At 71.3% G+C, this 18,077-nt stretch carries 16 protein-coding genes; 12 read left to right on the forward strand and 4 right to left on the reverse strand.

Annotation, left to right across the window (positions count from 1 at the left end; translation table 11 throughout):
- The first annotated feature begins 12 nt into the window (after window positions 1-12).
- From A3CQ_RS0114745 to A3CQ_RS60765, 12 genes are all read left to right on the forward strand, one after another.
- Window positions 13-1,929, forward strand: coding sequence for a hypothetical protein (locus A3CQ_RS0114745; protein ID WP_157295859.1), 1,917 nt, complete (start codon window positions 13-15; stop codon window positions 1,927-1,929).
- Between the two features lie 27 nt (window positions 1,930-1,956).
- Window positions 1,957-3,468: an SCO6880 family protein gene (locus A3CQ_RS0114750; RefSeq protein WP_040432411.1), complete on the forward strand. Its 1,512-nt coding sequence runs from the start codon at window positions 1,957-1,959 to the stop codon at window positions 3,466-3,468.
- Complete coding sequence (locus tag A3CQ_RS62750) at window positions 3,465-5,042, forward strand: putative type IV secretion/conjugal transfer ATPase (protein ID WP_020511709.1); 1,578 nt, start codon at window positions 3,465-3,467, stop codon at window positions 5,040-5,042. The genes A3CQ_RS0114750 and A3CQ_RS62750 overlap by 4 nt, the downstream gene beginning before the upstream one ends.
- The gene (locus tag A3CQ_RS0114760; RefSeq protein ID WP_245577231.1) at window positions 5,039-6,895 is read left to right on the forward strand and encodes a type IV secretory system conjugative DNA transfer family protein; all 1,857 of its coding nucleotides are present in this window, start codon (window positions 5,039-5,041) and stop codon (window positions 6,893-6,895) included. Before A3CQ_RS62750 ends, A3CQ_RS0114760 begins: the two co-directional genes overlap by 4 nt.
- Window positions 6,892-7,509 (forward strand): hypothetical protein, encoded by a 618-nt coding sequence (locus tag A3CQ_RS0114765; RefSeq protein ID WP_169516276.1) that lies wholly within the window; start codon window positions 6,892-6,894, stop codon window positions 7,507-7,509. Before A3CQ_RS0114760 ends, A3CQ_RS0114765 begins: the two co-directional genes overlap by 4 nt.
- A complete protein-coding gene (locus A3CQ_RS0114770; RefSeq protein ID WP_020511712.1) occupies window positions 7,506-7,784 on the forward strand; it encodes a hypothetical protein in 279 nt (92 codons plus the stop codon). The genes A3CQ_RS0114765 and A3CQ_RS0114770 overlap by 4 nt, the downstream gene beginning before the upstream one ends.
- Complete coding sequence (locus A3CQ_RS0114775; protein ID WP_020511713.1) at window positions 7,784-8,026, forward strand: hypothetical protein; 243 nt, start codon at window positions 7,784-7,786, stop codon at window positions 8,024-8,026. The genes A3CQ_RS0114770 and A3CQ_RS0114775 overlap by 1 nt, the downstream gene beginning before the upstream one ends.
- A 248-nt stretch (window positions 8,027-8,274) precedes the next feature.
- Window positions 8,275-8,493: a hypothetical protein gene (locus tag A3CQ_RS0114780; RefSeq protein ID WP_020511714.1), complete on the forward strand. Its 219-nt coding sequence runs from the start codon at window positions 8,275-8,277 to the stop codon at window positions 8,491-8,493.
- Complete coding sequence (locus tag A3CQ_RS63635) at window positions 8,490-9,608, forward strand: M23 family metallopeptidase (RefSeq protein WP_020511715.1); 1,119 nt, start codon at window positions 8,490-8,492, stop codon at window positions 9,606-9,608. The genes A3CQ_RS0114780 and A3CQ_RS63635 overlap by 4 nt, the downstream gene beginning before the upstream one ends.
- On the forward strand, window positions 9,605-10,069 hold the full coding sequence (locus A3CQ_RS57375; protein WP_020511716.1) for a MarR family winged helix-turn-helix transcriptional regulator: 465 nt from the start codon (window positions 9,605-9,607) through the stop codon (window positions 10,067-10,069). The genes A3CQ_RS63635 and A3CQ_RS57375 overlap by 4 nt, the downstream gene beginning before the upstream one ends.
- Window positions 10,070-10,096: 27 nt before the next feature.
- Window positions 10,097-11,215: an alpha/beta hydrolase gene (locus A3CQ_RS57380; RefSeq protein WP_020511717.1), complete on the forward strand. Its 1,119-nt coding sequence runs from the start codon at window positions 10,097-10,099 to the stop codon at window positions 11,213-11,215.
- Window positions 11,216-11,267: 52 nt separating this feature from the next.
- Window positions 11,268-11,906, forward strand: a complete 639-nt coding sequence (locus A3CQ_RS60765; RefSeq protein ID WP_157295861.1) for a hypothetical protein — start codon at window positions 11,268-11,270, stop codon at window positions 11,904-11,906.
- Window positions 11,907-12,169: 263 nt separating this feature from the next.
- On the opposite strand, the gene A3CQ_RS0114805 is transcribed toward A3CQ_RS60765, so the two are convergent.
- The 4 genes from A3CQ_RS0114805 to mobF all read right to left on the reverse strand — a co-directional run bounded on the left by A3CQ_RS0114805 (window position 12,170) and on the right by mobF (window position 18,068).
- The gene (locus A3CQ_RS0114805; RefSeq protein ID WP_020511719.1) at window positions 12,170-12,481 is read right to left on the reverse strand and encodes a hypothetical protein; all 312 of its coding nucleotides are present in this window, start codon (window positions 12,479-12,481) and stop codon (window positions 12,170-12,172) included.
- Window positions 12,482-12,666: 185 nt separating this feature from the next.
- Window positions 12,667-13,488 carry a hypothetical protein gene (locus tag A3CQ_RS60770; RefSeq protein WP_020511720.1) on the reverse strand — a complete coding sequence of 274 codons (822 nt, stop codon included), beginning with the start codon at window positions 13,486-13,488 and terminating at the stop codon, window positions 12,667-12,669.
- A gap of 14 nt (window positions 13,489-13,502) precedes the next feature.
- A complete protein-coding gene (locus A3CQ_RS60775) occupies window positions 13,503-13,688 on the reverse strand; it encodes a hypothetical protein (protein WP_020511721.1) in 186 nt (61 codons plus the stop codon).
- Between the two features lie 93 nt (window positions 13,689-13,781).
- Window positions 13,782-18,068 (reverse strand): MobF family relaxase, encoded by a 4,287-nt coding sequence (gene mobF, locus A3CQ_RS63640; protein WP_026205710.1) that lies wholly within the window; start codon window positions 18,066-18,068, stop codon window positions 13,782-13,784.
- Window positions 18,069-18,077 lie beyond the last annotated feature (9 nt).

The following is an 18,077-nucleotide window of genomic DNA, read 5'->3' on the forward strand; positions in this document are numbered from 1 at the left end:
CGGTTTGCCGCGGTGGCTGTGGTGATCGGCGTTCTGGTCGCGCTGATCGTCCCGGGCGTCCCGGCGTCGGCCGCGGCGTCGCCGTCGCCTGCGCCGTCGGCGCCGTCGACGGCTGACTGCGCGGCACGGGCACCGGGCGCGGTGGCGTGGTGCATGCCGTGGGTCGCGCGGGTGGACACCCCGCCGTTCGGTGGCCGCTCGCACTGGGTGACCCGGTGCAGCGTTGCCACCACTGACGCGGATCGTCGCGCCTGCGCCGCGGCGTCAATCACCCTTGCGCCGTCGCCGCGCGACGGGTCCCCGTCGGTATTCGGTGATGGCCCGACTAGCGGCAGCGGCCCGGCCGGGTTGATCACCTGCGAACTGCTGACCGGCCAGACCCTGTACGACACCGACCCCGGACACGAAACCCAATGGCGGGTGAAGCGCGACGCCTGCACGGCGCAGAAGGCCGGGTGGGCGCGGCAGGTCTACGACCCGGACCCGAAACCGGCGGACTGCGGCATGACCGACGCGTCCTGCCAGATCCAACGTAAAGCTCAGGACGCGTTCGCCGGCGGTATCCGCTCCGGGATCCAGGGCCTGGTCGACATCGCGGTGCAGGCCATGGTGTTCCTGCTGTCGAAACTGGCGAGCCTGGTGTTCTCCGCGACGTCGATCTCCTCACCGGACGACGCGTTCTACTCGGTCTACAACAACGTGGCCGGCGTCATGGTCCTGCTGATCATGGTGTTCTTCCTCATCTCCCTGATCGTCAACGGGCTACGGACCAGCGCCGGCCCCGGACCGATGGCCACCCTCGGCGGCCTGGTGCGAGCAATGCTGGGGATCACGTTCGCCGGCGGGATCGCGTTCCTCATCGTCACCGCCTGGGATCAGGCCACCAACGCGGTGATCGCCGCGAACGCCGCGACACCGTGGGACCCCTCGCAGTGGGTCAAAGCCTTGACCGGGCTGACCGGCGGCGCCGGCACCCTGTTCCTCGCTTTGGTCCTGTCGATCTTCGGCTGCATCGGGCTGCTGCTGCTGTTCTTCATCATGCTGTTCCGCGGCATCCTCGCCACCGGCGCCGCGCTGTTCGGTGCGGTGGCGATGGCCGGGCAGGTGATGCACGAGACCCGGCACTGGGGCCGCCGCTGGTTCTGGACGGTCAACGCCCTCGCTTCGAGCAAGTTCGTGATCGCCGAACTGTGGATCTACGGCAGTCGATCGGCGTACGGGTCGGACGATCTGATGACGGTGCTGCGCGCGGTGCTGCTGATCTGGCTGATGGTGGCCGCCCCGTGGATTCTGCTGCGGCTGACGACGATCTGGGACGGCTACCTGTCCGACCCCAACGCCTACGGCCTGATGTCCGCCGCCGGCAACCCCCTCGCGATGGGGCCAGCGTTCGCCGATGGGGTTCGCGCCGGCGCCGCCGGCGCTTCCGACCCGGGCAGCGGTGGGGGCGGTGGCGACGCGAACGCGGCCGGGGTGATGGCCGCCAACACCTCCAGCATGCCGACGACCCCCGCCAACGCCGCCGGCATCGGCCGCGACAGCAGCGGCCGCAAGGCAGCCGACGCCGCTTCGACGGGCGGCGACGGCGGCAAGGTCGGCCAACCCGCGAACGCGCCCGGCGAACAACAGGGCGCTGCTGGTCCGGCCGATCAGCCCAACGCGAACGAGGCCGACGGCGTCCACGCCGGAGCTCAGGCCGCACAGCACAGCGCTGGTACCGGAACGGCTGCCGCGCCGTCGGGAAGCCCTGCCGGGCCACCTGTACCGCAGCTGCCGGAGACGCCTAGTCCTGCCGGCTCCAGCACCAGTTCGCCGACCAGTGAGTCCGACAGCAACGCGTCCGCCGGCGGCAAGCCGGCCGGCGAGTCATCGGCATCCGGGTCGCGCGGAGCCGCTGCCGCGGCCGAAACGCCGATCGTGCCGCTCTGACCAGCATCGACGAAAAGGAAGCCGCTGATGTTTCAGTTCCCGCCCCGGGCAACCCGCGGAGTGCTCATGGGTTTCACCCTGGCGCAGATCGCGATGGTCGCCGGTGCGCTGATCGCCGCCGTGATCGGTCTGAACCTGCTCGCCGCCGGACGGACGGGCACCGGCAGTGGGCTGTTCGTGCTGACAATCCTGCTGGTCCTGCTGGCGCTGTTGCGATTCAAGGGCCGCCGCCTGACCGAATGGCTGCCCATCGTGGTCGCCGCGTTGATCCAGCGGGCCGCCCGACAGAGCGAATACCGGGGTGGCCCGTGGGCGCCCAATGGTGTGGCCGAGCACATGGACCTGCCGGGCCCGGCGGCCGGGTATCGGTGGCTCACGGCGGTGGCCGCCGACGGCCGCACCGAGGTCGGGCTGCTGGTGCACCGCCGCGAGCGGACCGTCACCGCGGCGCTGCGGTGTTTCGGGGAGAACCTGCTGCTGGCCGACCGGGACGTACAGACCCGCCGGCTGACCGACTGGGCGCAGCTGCTCAACATCCTCGGCACCGACTACGGCGATGCCGGGCTGATCAGGTGGGCAGTCACCGCCCGGGCCGTGCCAGACACCGGGAACCGGGCCCAGCGGTACTTGACCAACCGTGCCATCGACACCGGCTCGGCCGCGTACCAGTCCCTCGCGGAGTTGACCGCGGCGGCGGCCCCGGCCGCGCAACGCCACGACATCTACCTGAGCGTGGTATTCGACCACGCCCGGCTGTCCGCCGAGGTCCGCTCTGCCGGCGGCACCGACACCGCCCTCGCCGCCGCGGTCCTGACCCGGCTGACCGGCATCGAAGCCGCCGTGGCCGAAGCTGGAGTCACGACCGGCGGCTGGCTGTCCCCGCGCGGCTACGCCGCCGTGCTGCGCACCCAGTTCGATCCTGACGACCAGGAAGCCGTCGACCTGCGCGGCAGCACCCCGCCCGGCGGCCCCGGCGTCCCGGCGGGGACTGCGCCGCAGCTGGCCGGCCCGGCCGCCGCCCGTACGGTCGGCTGGACCACCTACCAACACGACTCCGCCTACTCGCGGACATTGTGGGTGGCGCAGATGCCCCGCCAGCCGGTCGGCGCGACCTGGCTGACACCTCTGTATATGCGCACCACCTGCCGCCGCACCGTCACGCTGGTCGCCCAACCCGTCCCGGCCAGTCTCGCGCAGCTGGCGACCCGCCGCGAGAAGGTGGCGCGGGCCGGGGACGAGGTCACCAAACGCAAATTGCGGCTGGTGCGCACCGCGCGGGAGGACGACGAGGCCCGCGCGGTCGAGCAGATCGACCGGGAGCAGGCCGCCGGGCACGTCCGCTACCGGTACGCGCTGATGGTCACGGTGACCGCCGGCTCCCTCGACGGCCTGGACCGGGACGTGCAGCAGGTCCGGCGGATCCTGTCGCGGGCCGGCTGCGAAGCCGTGGTGTTGGCAGGCGAGCAGGATCAGGCGTTCGCGGCGGCCGCGCTGCCGCTGGCCCGCGGCCTCAAGCCGATGCGGGGGTGGGCGGCATGACCCGCCGCAACCGGCTGCGGCGCGAGGGCTCCCTCACCGACCGGATCACCCGGCACGGTGCCGCCCTCGATCTCGCCCGCGCCGAACAGGCCCATGCCCGGGAACAGCATCGCCTGGACCGGGCGACCGAGCGGCTGCTCGGGCCACCGGCCGCCGGTACGCACGGCGGGTACGGCCGCCGGGCCGGGCGGGTGGCGTGGCTGCTGGGGCTGCCGCCGCTGGTCACCACGTCCGCCCAGCTGTGCAGCGTGTTCCCGTTCGTGACGGATCCGGGGCTGCCGGTGGACGGGCCGCTGATCGGCACCGAGGTCTACAGCCGGTCCGCGTTCACGTTCTCGTTGCACGAGCTGTACCGGGCCAAAGCGGTCACCGCCCCGAACATGGCCGTCACCGGGGAGATCGGCTCCGCGAAATCGTCGCTGCTCAAGTGCCTGGCCTTTCGGGGCATCCCGTTCGGCACCCGGTTCTACACCTGCGACTACAAAGGCGAGTACGAGCACCTCGCCAAGCTGGCGGGCATCACGCCGGTCCGGGTCGGCCCCGGGCTCGGGGTAGTCATGAATCCCCTGGCCGGGATCCGCCGGCATCCCGGTCAGACCGAGCAGCAGTGGCGCCACATCCAGCGGGCGCGGCGTCTGCTGCTGCTGGAGGGTCTGCTGGAGATCCAGCTCGGCGGCCGGCTGACCGAGCCAGAACGTTCGCTGCTGGAATACGCGGTCGACGCGGTCACCCACGAACACGACGCCACCCCCGGCCGGATGGCCACCCCCACCCTGTCAGGAGTGCTCGCCGCCACCGGACGGCCCGAGCAGTGGGCACACCGCCTCGACCGGCTCGCCTACCCCCTCGACACCTTCGTCGCGGACTCCCGCCGGGTCCGGCTCGCCCTCGAACGCCTCGTCTCCGGCGCGCTCGGCGGCGTGTTCGACGGCCCAGAATCCTCGGCCGCCCAGCTGGACTTCGGCCAGGCCGGCGCCGTGTTGGATTTGCGGGCAATCCGCTCGTCGGACGCGATGACCGCGATGGCGATGACCTGCGCCCAATCCTGGCTGGAGGCCGAGCTGTCCGCGCCGGACGCTCCGCCGCGGGTCTGTTTCTACGACGAGTTCGCGTTGATCGCCCGGCATCTGCCACTGATCCGCCGCACCCGCGAGCAGTTGAAACTCGCCCGCGCGCTCGGCGTCGCGAACGTCCTCGCGTTCCACCGCTTCTCCGATCTGGCCGCGTCCGGATCAGCGGACTCCGAGCAGGTCCGCATCGCCCGGGGACTGATCGAGGACTGCGGCGTGCGGGTCTCCTACCGGCAGGCCACCGGCAGCCTCGAGCAAGCCCGCGAATTCCTCGGCACCTCCGATACCGAAACTGACCTGCTGCGCTACCTGCGCCAGGGCATCGGCCTATGGAAGATCGGCGTGCACTCGTTCGTGGTGAAACACCAGCTGTCCCGAGCCGAAACCACGATGGTTCACACGGACAGCCGGATGATCGCCGTCCCGCCCGCTACCCGCGGCGCGGAGGTTGTGGATGGCCCTGTGGATACACCCGGGCCGGGCCTGGCAGGGGTGGCAGCGTGAGCCGGCCACCGATCTCCTCGCCCGGGCACCGGCCGCCCCGGCAAGGGCATTTGCGCGCCGACATCAGCGTACGGCTGCTCTTGCTCGGTATCTTCACCGTCCTGCTGGCCGCCGCCGTGCTGTCGCTGTGGCTGGCCGGGCAGCTGAGCGCTCTGCTCGCCCAGCACCGCTGGCCGCCGGTCGGCATCCGCCACGCACCGGCCATCCTGCTGCGGATCCCCGGTCATCCCGGCGATCCGGCCGCCGCGTGGCCCGCCGCCGCCCGGGCCCCGCTGGGACCCACGTGGCTGATCTACAGCTGCTGGCTGATCACGTTCGTAGGTCTGCTGGCTGGGCCGATCATCCCGGCGGTACGGATCGCCCGCAGGCGCGCGCGCCGGCCCGGCTTCGCGACCTGGCGCGACCTCGACCGGCTGTTGTCCGCCAAGGCGGTCCTCGCCCGCGTCGACATCGTCCGCCCCGGCCTGACCGTCACCGGCGCCGACAACCCGGTCACCGCGGCGGCGAAAACCCGCCGCCGGGCGGATCCGCTCGAGACGGCCCGGTTCCTCGGCACCGACGTCGTCAGCCGCCGGCCGCTGTATTTGGCCAACGAGTACACGCTGCTGGCTGCTGCCGTGCCCCGGTTCGGCGGCAAGACCACCCGCTATGTCATTCCCGCCGTCACCGATGCGCGCGGGGCAGTGCTGACCACCTCGACCCGGCTGGATGTCGCCGAGGTGACCTACACCCGCCGCGCCGGGATCGGGCCGACGTTCATCTTCGAGCCGCAGGGTGAAATCCCGGGGGTACCGCGGTTGCGGTGGTCGCCGATCGAAGGCGCCGACGATCAGATCGTCGCGATGCTGCGCGCCACCGGCTTCGCGTCCGGCTCCGGGATCGGCGACGAGAGCGTGGAGAACGGCCGTTGGTTCCGCGACCAGGCCGCCACCATCTTGCGCGGTCTGCTGCACGCTGCGGCCCTCGACGAGACCGCCACGATGGTCGACGTTCTCGCCTGGTCCCAGAATCCTGGCAATCCGCGGCCCGAGCGGATTTTGCGTGCGCATGGGGTGGACAACTGGGCCGATCGGCTCGCCCGGCACCGGGAAACCACTGGCCGGGCCCGCGACACCATCCAATCCGTGGTCGCCGGCGCCCTCGACGCGTTCAACGACCCCCGCGTCCTGCATGCGTGCTCACCGCCGCGCGGCACCCAGTTCAAGCCCCTGGACTGGCTGGCCGAGTCCGGCACCTTGTATCTGGTGGGCACCCGCGACGCCCAGGCCCTGATCGCTCCTCTGCTGGCCGCGATCAGCGAGGACCTCATCTACCAGGCGAAGACCCGGGCGTTGACCATGCCGGGCGGGCGCATCGAGCCGCCGCTGTACTTCATCGGCGACGAGATCGCCAACATCGCCCCACTGCCGTCGCTGCCCAGCTTGATGAGTGAAGGTGGCGGCTCCGGCGTCGCCGTGTCGGTGTTCGCCCAGAACCTGCCCCAGCTGCGCGAACGGTGGGGCGACAAGGGCGGGCAGGCGATCGCGGACGCCGCGAACGCCCGGCTGATCATTGGTGGCAGCAGCGACGTCGGCGCGCTGCGCGACGCCCAAGCCCTGGCCGGGCAGATCAGCGAGGTCAACTCCGGCGCCAGCTGGGGCGCCGGCCGCGCCTCGATCAGTGAAACGGTACGCCGCGAGCACCTGCTCGACCTCGCCGACCTGCGCACGCTGCCCGAGGGGAGAGCTCTCGCGTTCGTCGGCAACCTGAGCCCGGTCGAGATTCAGGTGCCCGCTTGGTGGCAGCGCCCCGACGGCGCCGACCTGGCCCGCGGCCGCGACGCGTTCCGCGCCATGCTCACGAGGGCGGAATGATGGACACCTTTGACTTCCAGCTGCCCGAGGATCCGCCGCCGGACATCGTGGCGATCGCCCAGCTCGGCACCGCGGTCCACCAGCTGGCCGCCGCGGTCGACGCCCTGCACCAGCAGCACCGGCAGTTACGGGAGACGGTCGAGCGCTCGCAGCTGATCAGTGCCGGCCCCGCCGGCGGGCAGGCGATGCCGTGGCCGCTGCGCTGGCGCGACCTCGACCGCGACGCCGCCGCCCAGACGTGGGCGTGGCTGATCGACTGGGTCGGCTGGTTCGCCGACCGATACGAGGTCGCCGAGGAGATCCCCGCCTGCTGGCCGCAGCACCCGCCGCTGGTGGAGGAGCTCACTGCCCTGGCCGCGGGCTGGCATGCCTGCTACGACGACACCGCGCACCCGGACGGGCCGCTGCTGTGGCACGAACGCCTCACCCGCGCCCGTGACCGGCTCCGCGGCTGGGACGACAACACCCGGTGCCGCAACGGCACCCACACCACCCGAGCTCGCGACCTGATCTGGCCCGACCAGTGGCATGCCGAGGCGATCGACGCCGCGAACAACGACCTCACCGGTCGCCCTCAGCTTGCCGGGCCTGAGCCCGAACGGGTGCCGTCGTGAGTCAGCCCGCCGAGATCACCAGCAGCTACTACTGGGACCGCCTCAACGCCCAGCTCGGCGTCCTGGTCCTGGACATCGACGAGCTCTTCGAGCGAGTGCACGATCCCGAGCGCGACACCAGCGAACCGGAGGAACCCGTACCGGACGCCGAACCGGACGGCGGCTACGACCTCGACCGTGAAGCCGAGCTGGAAGACGAACGCCGGCGCCGCCTCGACACCGAGCCCGGCGGCGGGTACGGGCCGAGCCCGGACGACCCGGAGCTGGACGTCTGATGGCGCCGGCCGACGTCGACCACGGCGACGCCGCCCTGCGGGAGTACGCGGCCTATCTCGATCTGCTGCGTGAGATCGGCCGGAACGGCGCCGCCGCCGTGCAGACGCTCACGGTCGCGCACACCGCCTCCACCGCCGGGCAGCGCCGTACCGCACTCACCACGCTGGCCGAGCACCTGGCCCGCGTCACCACAGCGGTGCACGAGGGACTCGCTGCCCTCGAGCAGGAGACGTCGCCGTGACCCGAACCCTATTGCTGCCTTTGGTGATCGTCGTGGCGTTGGTGTCGGGTGGATGTGGCACCGCGGCGGCGACGGCGCCGCCCAGTTCCTCTCCTGTCACCGCAGCCCCCTGGGTCGATTCGGGCGGCGAGGACGGCGTGGGCGTGGCATCGAGCAGTCCCGCCGCACCAGCAGCGGTCGCTGCCGCACTCGCCTTCGTGACCGCCTGGGCACGACCCGAGCTTGCGCCCGATAGGTGGTACGCGGGCGTGCGGAAGCTGGTCATCCCGCCGTACGCGCGGCTGCTGGCCGACACCGACCCGGCAAGCGTGCCCGCGCATTCCGTCGTGGGCCCGGCCCGGGTGCTGTCGTCCACGACCGCCGTGGTGGTCGCTGCCGTTGCGACCGACGCTGGCGCCCTAAAGGTGACCGTCGTCCACGCGGGCGGCCGTTGGCTTGTCGCGACCGCCCGACCGGCGTCGTCATGAAACTCGGCATCGCGCTGGCTGCCGCGAGCGCCGTGGCGCTGGCCCTGTGCGGTCTGCCGCTCGTCGCGGTCCTCGGTGACGACGCCGCCGCGTCCGCCTGCACGGGAGACCCCGCAAGCGCATCCGTGCAGATCCGTGCGCATCCGGGTGCGCTTGGGTCGTGGGGTACCAGGCAGGTCGACAACGCCGCTGTGATCGTCGCGGTCGGCCAGCAGCTGGCGATGCCGGCCCGGGCCTGGGTGATCGCCGTGGCGACCGCGATGACCGAGTCCCGGCTGACCAACCTCGGTGACCTAGGCGCCCGCAACGACCACGACTCGCTCGGCCTGTTCCAGCAACGCCCGAGTCAAGGTTGGGGACGACCCGGCCAGCTGCTGGATCGCGTCTACTCCGCCACCGCCTTCTACCGGGCATTGAAACGCATCCAGGGCTGGGAGACGATGCCGGTCACCGTCGCGGCCCAGAAGGTTCAGAAGAGCGCCTTCCCCGACCGGTACGCCGAGCACGAGTCCGACGCCGAGCGGGTCGTCTCCGCGGTCACCGGCGCCGCCACGATCTCGGACCTGCCCGGAGCCAGCCTCGCCGAATGCGGCCAGCCAGCCGTGGTATCGCCTGGCGGGTGGACCCAGCCGGTGCACGCGCCGATCGTCTCGGGCTTCCGGACGTCGTCCCGGCCGAACCATCAAGGCGACGACCTCGGCGCGAAAAGGTACACGGTCATCCGGGCCGCCGCGGCCGGCAAGGTCGTGTTCGCCGGCTGTGACAACGACACCGGCAACTGCGACATCGACGGCCAGCTCGACGACGAGGGCAACCCCACCACGCTCGGGTGCGGTTTCTTTGTGGAGATCCTGCACGCCGGGCAGATCGCCACCCGCTACTGCCACATGGTCCGCAAACCCGACGTCGTATACGGGCAGCACGTCGACGCCGGCCAGCCGATCGGCCTGGTCGGCAGCAGCGGCCATTCCTCCGGCCCGCACCTGCATTTCGAGGTACACACCGGTGTCACCTGCGGCGCTACCCGGTGCCGGCTACTGAGCGCGAATGCCATCGATCCCTTCGTATGGATGAGGGACCATGGCGCGCCGATCGGCGGAACCGGGCAGTCATGATCGCTGACCCGCGGGACAACCTCGGCGGCCACCCGCCTGCCGAGACCGACGAGCTGCTGCGCCAGGTCGCGGTGCTGTGCCGAGCGAGCAACCACCTGCGCCGGTATCTGGAACACCGGGTACTGCGCGAGGCCCGCCTGACCTGGGCCGGCTACGACGTGCTGCAACTGGTCACCGGGCGCCGCTCCATCGAATCGCGCACCATCGCCGAGATCACCGGGCTGGCGCGAGCCACCGTGAACCTCACCCTCAAAGACCTCAACACCCGGCTGCTGATCCGCCGGCTGCCCCGCGCCGACGACCACCGGTACTGGCTGCTGCAGCCGACCGCAGCCGGCCTGCACCTCGCCCGGACCCTGCGCACCGACCTGGCCGAGGCGCTGACCGAGCTTCTCGAGCGCCCCACCGACCCTCCGCTGCGCGACACGGTTGCCGCGCTGCACCGCATCAGCCGGCCCTGACCGGCACACCACTCCTAGGAGGAACCCGTGAACCAGCGCACCAACCAGCCAACCCGCCGTCAGCAGCTGCACTCGCCGCGCCGCGGCCGGCAGGCGATCATCAGATGGCTGGCCCTACCGGTCGTACTGGCGGCGACCCTGGTGGCCGCCGCTCCCGCCCAGGCATACGCCGAGCAAGAACAACACTGCGTGCGGCGGGACCTGCCCGTCATCCTCACCCCGGCACCGCATGTGGCGACCTACCGGCTCGCCGGGTGGCTGTGCCAGCCCCGCCGCCCCGGCCGCACGGTGCAGTTGCTCGTCCCCGGGCTGACCTACACCCACCAGTACTGGACCGGCCTCGACCAGCGCACCGACTACGTCACCGCGGCCGTCGCCGCCGGCAACGCCGTCTATCTGATCGACCGGATCGGTACCGGCGCCAGCGACCGGCCACCCGCCGACCAGGTCACCCTCACCGCCGAGGCCACCGTCGTCCACCAGGCGATCCAGGCGCTACGCGACGGCACGCTGGGCCGCTATCGCACGGTCGCTGGGGTCGGGCACTCGTTCGGCACGGTCGTCTGGATGGCCGAGGCCGCGACCTATCACGACGTCGACGCGCTGGTTCTCACAGGCCTGCTGCACCAGATCGACCTGGACGTGATGACGCGCTTCACCACCGACCTGCACCCAGCCGGAGACGACCCGAAGTTCGCCCAGTCAGCGTCCCCGGAGGGCTACCTGACCACCCTTCCCGGCAGACGCGCCGCCTATTTCCTCGACCCCGCCACCGCCGAACCGGGAGCGTCCACGTGGGACGAGGCCACCAAGACCACCGCCACGACCGGGGAACTGACCTACACGCCCCAGCAGGAACTGGCCTACAGCCGCGCCATCACTGCGCCGATCCTGCTGGTCGTCGGCGCCCGCGACGCCCTGTTCTGTGGGCCCACGATGCCCTGCACCCACGGCGCCGACATCTGCCAACGCGAGCAGACCACGTACGCCAGCAACACGGGCCTGATCGCCGTCACGATCGCGTCGACCGGCCACTCCCTCAACCTGCACACCAGCGCCCCCAGCACCCGAAAAGTGATCAACGGCTGGCTGCGGCATCAGGCCACCGAATCCGTGCCCGGCGTCGATCTGTCGACCTGCCACTAGTAGGCGCGCCATCACCGCGTCACACCACATCCGTCGAAGGGAACCTGCGAGCATGCATCACCGATCACCAGCACGCCGCGTCACGCTGACCCTGGCCGCGCTGACCGCCCTCGGCCTCGGGTTAACCGCCTGCGGCGACGGCCACCGCACGGCCGCCGGGCCATCGCCGCGCCCTGTTACTACCAACGCGTTATCGGCGTCGCCGCCGCCGGCGTCTGCTGCACCCGACGCCCCGCGGACGTACCAAGCCACACGTGATGCGTGCGCCGCCCTTGACCAGACACTGCTGACCGGCGCCCTGGGCCAGGACGCCGGAAACCTCGGCGCCCCGCGATCGGAAACCAACAGCTTCGCCACCTTCGCTCGCTGCCAGCGCCAATACGGGCCACGCGGCGACCGCAGCCTCGTCTCCCTCGACATCATGATCGTCAAACAAGACACCGCCCAGACGTACTACGAAGGCGTCCGCGGCGCCCACCAGAAGTCGGAAACCATCACCGACATCCCGGGCCTGGGGCACGGCGCCTACCGATACAACGATGCGCAGACCGGCCCGCACGTCGTGGTCTACGACGGCAACCTCTACCTATCCATCTCCCTGATCGGCGACGTCACCGCCGCCAGCGCCGGGACGGCGGCAGACCTGCTCGAGCAGATCGCAGGTCAGGCGATGACCCGACTGAGACAGTAACGTCCGCAGGCCGTCGGGCTGGTTCCGGCCAGAGCCAACCTCCACCGGAGCCAGCCCGCGGCACAGAGCCGCCGCGGACTCGCTGGCCGACCTATCTCTGCCGCCTCACGTGATCGTCTTTCGTCACTCGCCGACGGCGGATCTCACGCATCGCCCGGACCTCAGCCACCCCGCCAGCGACGGGTTGTCGATCTCCGCGTTGGCTCTGCCCGGCGGCGCAGCCGGTCGGTGACGTTGCTGCGCCCAGCGCCCGCATCACCGGGTCAACGTGGTGCGCCGTCGTCGCGGGGCCGGTGGAGTCGCGCGCGTCGTTCGCCGTAGGCTTCGGCTCCAGCCGCGTCCAGCGACGGCCGTCGGCGGCGATACCACACGTACCAGCCCGCCGTCACCGTGAGGCCGAGCAGCGCGACCGCCGCGAGGAGCCCGCAAAACCACCACGCAACCGTGATCAGCATGGAACCTGCCGGGCCAACCCACGCCGACAGGAAGCCGGTCACCACGACACCGACGGCGGCGACGACGAGCCCCACACCAAAGTGGACCGCCCTGTCGCGTATCCGCTGTCGGATGTGCATGCTGTGATCATGCGGGTAGACCGGAGGCATACCCGATTGTCGCTCGCGGACGCCGACGCCGTGGCCCGGGCCACCGATGTCTAGTGAGGTTGAAGCGGGACGCAGGCGGTCCTGGCGCGACTGCCCACAAAGCTGTTCGAAGGCCTCGGCGGCGCGGGCGTACTGGCTAGTGACGGGGTTTCTCGTCAGTTCACGTCCGGCTCTGGTTCAGCGTGGCGATGGCTGGGCTCGGCGGTGTGCGGGTCGGGAGCAACACGGCCGCACGTGGCTGGGAGTGCCGGTGCGGCCGCGGCGGCGAGCTGGCTGATGGCGACGGTGAGTTCTGCGACGTGATCGGACAGCGCGGCGACCTGGGAACTGAGCCGGGTGCGGGCGGCCTGTAGGTCGGTGCCGCCCGCTTGATCGAGCAGCTGCTTGTAGTGCTCTCCGGGCCCGTGCGTACGGTTCGTGGTGCCCCCGTTGAGCATATAATGTCGGGGTAACGGTGCTGGAGCGCTTGGGCTCTGGTGTCGGGGGTCGCGATCGCCCGCGGGGTTCACTGCGGGTGGAGCGGCCCTTTCGCTGTCCAGGCTGAGATGCGCGCCGGTGGTGTCGAAAACGGTGGTGATGCCGGTGACGCGGCTCCACCATTGCGGTTCGTCGTAGACGAGCGCGCGTTGGGCGGCCCAGGCGAGGGCGTCGGCCATCCAGAGCGCGGGTTGCCGGCGGTCGTCGACGTGGATGAGGCGCATCCGGGGGCTGATGTCGCCGTCGCGGACGAGGCGGCGGTAGGTGGTCAGGTCGGGCTGGTCGCTGCGGTGGGTTTTGCGGCCTTCGAGCAGCCTTTGGTGTTGTTCGGCGTCGTTGGCGCGGGTGTCGAGCACGACGTCGCGGACGCGCTGCTGATTGAGAAGCTGCAGCAACCGAGCGAGGTTGTCCTGGCGGGCCGCTTCCGTTCCGGCGGGGTGCAGCGGCGCTTGGGCGACGAGGTAGGCCCAGTCGGCGTGGGCGTGGGTGGCGTCGAGCATGTTCTCGATGGGGGTCAGATGGCCACGCCGGTAGAGCCGGGTGCTGTGATACGCGGCCGGGCCGGCAGCCGCGCGGCCGCGTCGATGACGGCGGGCAACTCGCCCGGCGTGACGAGGATCGCGGCGAGCAGGTACATGCCCGGGTGCCCGGGATAGTCCAGATACGACTCGTCGACGAACGCGACCGGATGCCTCGTCATCGGCCCGCCCTCGCCGGCAGCGGTCCCGGGCGGCGGCCAGCGAACATCTGCGACCTCCGTCGCCGCAACCGACGACGTGCCTGCGATGTGCGGCTACGCATGGTCGAGGTCCGCAGTCGCTTCGTCCGCGACCGGCTCGTCCGGGTCCATGACTCGGTGGTAGGCGCCCGCTGCGTCCTGGCCGAGGTGCTCGGGGACGGGGTAGGCGTGCGGCCGCGGCCGGGTGGCGTCGACGGCGCGGACGCGTGCCGTGGTGGTCCGCACGGCGTCGGCGAGTCGCGCGGATTGCGCGGCGGTGGCGTGGGCTCGGCGGGCGGTTTCGGCGGCTGCGGCGAGGGCGGCGTACCGGGTGGGCAGGTTGGTGTCGTACCAGCGCGTCCAAGCCTGGTGTTGTTGTTCCAGGCCGTTGACGGTGTCGCGGGCCGCGGCCAGCCGGGTGCCGGCGCTGTCCACCTGGGTCGCCAGGGTGTCGGCGGTGACCGTGGAGCGCAGGGCCGCGACGCGCGCCGTTTGCTGCTGGACGGCGGTGCGCGCACGGCTCGGGCCGCGCCGCCACCAGCGTGGCTTGATCTGGTCGGCGCGGGTGGTGGCGGCGTTGGCGGCGTGCTGGGTGGTGGCGAGTTCGAGCCGGGTGTCGCGTAGGTGTTGTTCCGCGGCGACCAGGTCGATGTGGGCGTTGCGGAGTTGCCCGGCGACGTAGGTGGGTGCGGCGGCATCGGCGGCGCGCTGGGCGGTGATCAGGTCGTTGAGGTCGGCGTCGGTAGCGGCGGCGAGGCGGCCGGTGAGGGTCGCGACGCCGAGCACGACCTGGGCGCGGTGCCAGGCGGCCCACCGGGTGGTGTCGCGGTGGGATGGCTGCGGGCCGATGGGGTCGTCGCTGGTGTGCTGGTAGCGGTCACGGTAGGCGGCGACGACGGCGGCTCGGGCGAGCCATTGCCGCCGTCCAGTGTCGTCGCCGGGCACCGGCCCGAGCGCGCCAGCCCAGACCGGTTGGCGTTCGGCGGCCTGTTCGGCGAGGGCTTCGACTCGGGCGTCGCAGAGCGCGGCGATCTGCCGCAGTGCGTCTCCCACGTCACCGTTGGGGTCGCTGACGCGGCTGGTGTAGGTGCCTTGGGTGGCGTCGATGGCCTGAGCGGGGTCGGGGGTGATGCCGTCGTAGGTGTGGTCGATGCGCCAGGCGAGCACGGCGGCGACGTCGCGAGCCGTATCGAGCTCGCGTCGGGACGCGACCGCTGTGAGGACCTGGTCCGGGTCGTAGCCGGCGGCGGCGAGGGCATCCAGTCGGCTGATGAGGGCCGGGAGGGCGGGGTCGGCGGCGAGCGCGGCGGCGGTTGCCGGGTTGGTGGCGGCTTCGACGACGGCGAGGTGATGGGGTGCGGAGGCGCGGGCGTGCAGGTCGTCGTAGATGGGGCCGAGCCGGTGCAGGGCGTCGTTGTCAGCCCAGAGGGTTTGTTCGGTTTCGGTAGCGGACCGCTCGCTGGCCTCGGCGCGCAGGACGTCGGCGAGCACGGTGATCCCGGCCGTAGGCTCGGCCGGCGGGTGGCCCTCGGGCGCCTGGTCGGCGGTGACGACGGCGAGCAGATTGAGCAGGCGGCCGCGGGTGGCCATCACGTAGACCCGGGCCCGGTCGGTCGCCGGGTCAATGATGGCGCGGGCGGTGTCGACCGTGCGGCCCTGCGCGGAGTCGACGGTCGCCGCGTACGCGAGTTGCACGTGCTCGGCGACGTACGCCGCGGGCAGGGTGGTGTGATGCCGGCTGCTGGTGTTTTCGACGAGCAGATCACCGGTCGGGCTGGTCTCGAGGACGCGCCAGGCGGCGCGGTTGGCGACGAATTTGTCCCCGGCGATGAGAGTCCGATTGTTGCGGCGGGTGACGATCAGGTCGCCGGGACTGGCGTGGGTGCCGTTCGCGAGAGTGACCGCTAGACCGTCGGCGACGAGGCCGGCGTGGACAAGGATTCGGCGGGCCTGGGTGGCGATGTCGGCGGCTTCGGCTTCGGTTTCGACGAGGATCAGGCTGGTCCGGTCTTGCAGGATGTCGGCGGCCCAGCCGTCCAGGACCTGCCCGATGAGCTCGGCGCGGTGGCCGGACAGGATCCGGCCGCGGCGGTCGTATTCGGCTAGCACGGTGGTGTCGCCGTCGCGTAACCGCAGCGAGGCCGGGCCTTCCCACGGGTCAGTGAAGCGACGGACCTCGCTCAAGGTGGTGGTGTGGCCGAGAGCGGCGAGGTGCCGGAACATGCCGCCGGGGCCGACCGCGGAGATCTGCGCGGGGTCGCCGACCAGGATCAGTTTCCCGCCGACCGGCTGCAGGAGTCCGGTCAGTTCGATGAGGTCGAGGGTCGAGGCTTGGGACGCTTCGTCAACGATGACCCACTGACCGGGCTGGAAGGCCCAGTCCTCTCGGCTAGTGCCTTCAGGCGGCGTGTGCTGCGCGTGCAGCCACATCGCGATGTTCTCGGTCCGGATCCCGGCCCGGCCACCCAGGCGGGTGGCGTCGGCGAGCACGTACGCGGCGTTCTGCCCGACTGTGAGCCCGACAATCGGAACCCCCGCTTGCTGCGCAGCGACTGCAACAGCGGCCTGGAGATAGGTTTTCCCGGTTCCGGCCGGGCCGACGATCCCGGTCACCCGGCGGGTGTCCCCGACGGCGAACCGCAGCGCGGCGCGTTTCTCCGCTGACAGATCAAGCTGGTCGCTGACGCGGTCGAGCAGGGCGGCTGGTGCGGCGGTGGCGCCGTGGCCGGTGGCGTAGGCGATCAGTTCCTGCTCGGCGGCGAGCACGGATAGAGTGGTCAGGTGCAGGTCGCGGTGTCGGCTGTAGATGCTTTGCCCGTCTGACGAGCGGATGAGCTGCGGCCCCCATTCCACGAGTTCCGGGGGTGTGAGCACGCGCAGCCCGCCGGCGTTCGTGCGGATGGCGTCGGCGGCGAGCTGCTGCACCCGCTGCCAGTCGGCTTGCCGGTTGACGCCGACGGCGACGTGCAGGACGCGGCCGATGGCGAGTTCGAGGTGCGAGATGCTGAACACGGCCCGCTCGCCGGCCAGGTCGGTGATGGCGCGTTCGACGGCCAGGTGCGGCAGCCGCCGCACAGCGGCGTCAACAACCGAGGCACGCAACTGCTCACCCTCCACGCCGAGCGCCGCGGTCGCAGCTTCTAGGTCGTCCAGGCGCACGCGGCGATTCCCGCGGGCCTGCGTGGCGTGACGGATGACGGCGGCGGTTTGCCGGTCCAGGTCGGTGTTGAGGCGGCGGGCGACGATCCGCTCGACGTCGCCTGCGGTGTCGAGACCGGCGTGCTGGTCCTCGCGGTGCCAGCGGGCAACGGCGTCGCGGGTCGATTCGGGAGCGTCTTTGAGATGACGGGTGCGCAGGGTGGCGTCCTGGGCGCTCCGCCTCCACCGGCCGATGGTCAGCCGCTGCCAGCCGGTGTCCGGGTCGGTCAGCCGGCCAGTCATCTCCTGCTCGATAGCGGTGCGCCGTTTCGAGTAGTGCGTGATCGCCCGGCTGCTGATCCCAGCAATTTCGCGGATCGTGGAGCCTTCGCGGGCAGTGAACCGGATGCCCAGACGCTGGCCGAGTTGGTGCTCGACGGCGCGTTCGTAGGCGATCCGCGACGCGATGGTCGCTTGGTAGAACGCGCGGCTGTCCAGGGCCAGCCAGTCCTGGCGACCGCCGCGCTGGATGCGCACCTTGGCCGAGACGATGATGTGCGAGTGCAGCTGCGGGTCCTTCTCCCGGCTCATCCGGTGGTCGAAGACCATCGCCCCGAGGCCGTCGGTGTCGACCTGCACGAGGCCGTTGGTGCCGAGCCGGGTGAACGCGCCGTGCGCACGTAGGTGCTCGAGGGCGGCGCGGACGCCGTCGTGGTGGGCGGCCATTACTTCGTGTTTGACGTGGTCGTCGCCGAACGCCCAGAGCAGGCTTACCGATTTCTGGGGTGAGACGGTGACGTCGAATCCGGCGACAGGATGCCGTTCCGGGGCGGTCCAGATCCGTAGCCAGACCTGCGCGATCTGCTCGTAGGTGGCATCTGCCGGCAATGCCTTCCATGCTTTTTCGACGGCGGCCTTCCGGGCGGCGTCGTCCATCGCCGGGAATTGCCGCCAGAGGCGGCCGAGTTGCTGGCCGGTCAGCGGATGCTTGCCTTCGCCGATGAGGTTCTGCATTTGCTGTTCGGTGACCTCACCGTGCACATCGAACAGGCTTGCGCTCTGCCCTGCCCACCAGCCGGGGGCCTCCCCATGCGCGCCCGGATCAGCGTGATACGCCACTGCACTGCTGCGCCCGGCCGGCTTGAAGTCGTGCCGGCCGGTAGCGACCTGCCGGGTCAGGTACTTGATCCCGGCGCCCGGAGCGATCCGCGTGACCGTGAGCATGCCGCCGAG

Source organism: Paractinoplanes globisporus DSM 43857 (genome assembly GCF_000379645.1).
Classification (GTDB): domain Bacteria; phylum Actinomycetota; class Actinomycetes; order Mycobacteriales; family Micromonosporaceae; genus Actinoplanes; species Actinoplanes globisporus.

Excerpts from the sequence above, each read along its gene's own strand:
- A3CQ_RS0114750 (WP_040432411.1), top strand. The coding sequence starts at position 1,957 with ATGTTTCAGTTCCCGCCCCGGGCAACCCGCGGAGTGCTCATGGGTTTC.
- A3CQ_RS62750 (WP_020511709.1), top strand. The coding sequence starts at position 3,465 with ATGACCCGCCGCAACCGGCTGCGGCGCGAGGGCTCCCTCACCGACCGG.
- A3CQ_RS0114765 (WP_169516276.1), top strand. The coding sequence starts at position 6,892 with ATGATGGACACCTTTGACTTCCAGCTGCCCGAGGATCCGCCGCCGGAC.
- A3CQ_RS0114775 (WP_020511713.1), top strand. The coding sequence starts at position 7,784 with ATGGCGCCGGCCGACGTCGACCACGGCGACGCCGCCCTGCGGGAGTAC.
- A3CQ_RS63635 (WP_020511715.1), top strand. The coding sequence starts at position 8,490 with ATGAAACTCGGCATCGCGCTGGCTGCCGCGAGCGCCGTGGCGCTGGCC.
- A3CQ_RS57375 (WP_020511716.1), top strand. The coding sequence starts at position 9,605 with ATGATCGCTGACCCGCGGGACAACCTCGGCGGCCACCCGCCTGCCGAG.
- A3CQ_RS60765 (WP_157295861.1), top strand. The coding sequence starts at position 11,268 with ATGCATCACCGATCACCAGCACGCCGCGTCACGCTGACCCTGGCCGCG.
- A3CQ_RS0114805 (WP_020511719.1), bottom strand. The coding sequence starts at position 12,481 with ATGCACATCCGACAGCGGATACGCGACAGGGCGGTCCACTTTGGTGTG.
- A3CQ_RS60770 (WP_020511720.1), bottom strand. The coding sequence starts at position 13,488 with ATGCTCGACGCCACCCACGCCCACGCCGACTGGGCCTACCTCGTCGCC.
- A3CQ_RS60775 (WP_020511721.1), bottom strand. The coding sequence starts at position 13,688 with ATGACGAGGCATCCGGTCGCGTTCGTCGACGAGTCGTATCTGGACTAT.
- mobF (WP_026205710.1), bottom strand. The coding sequence starts at position 18,068 with ATGCTCACGGTCACGCGGATCGCTCCGGGCGCCGGGATCAAGTACCTG.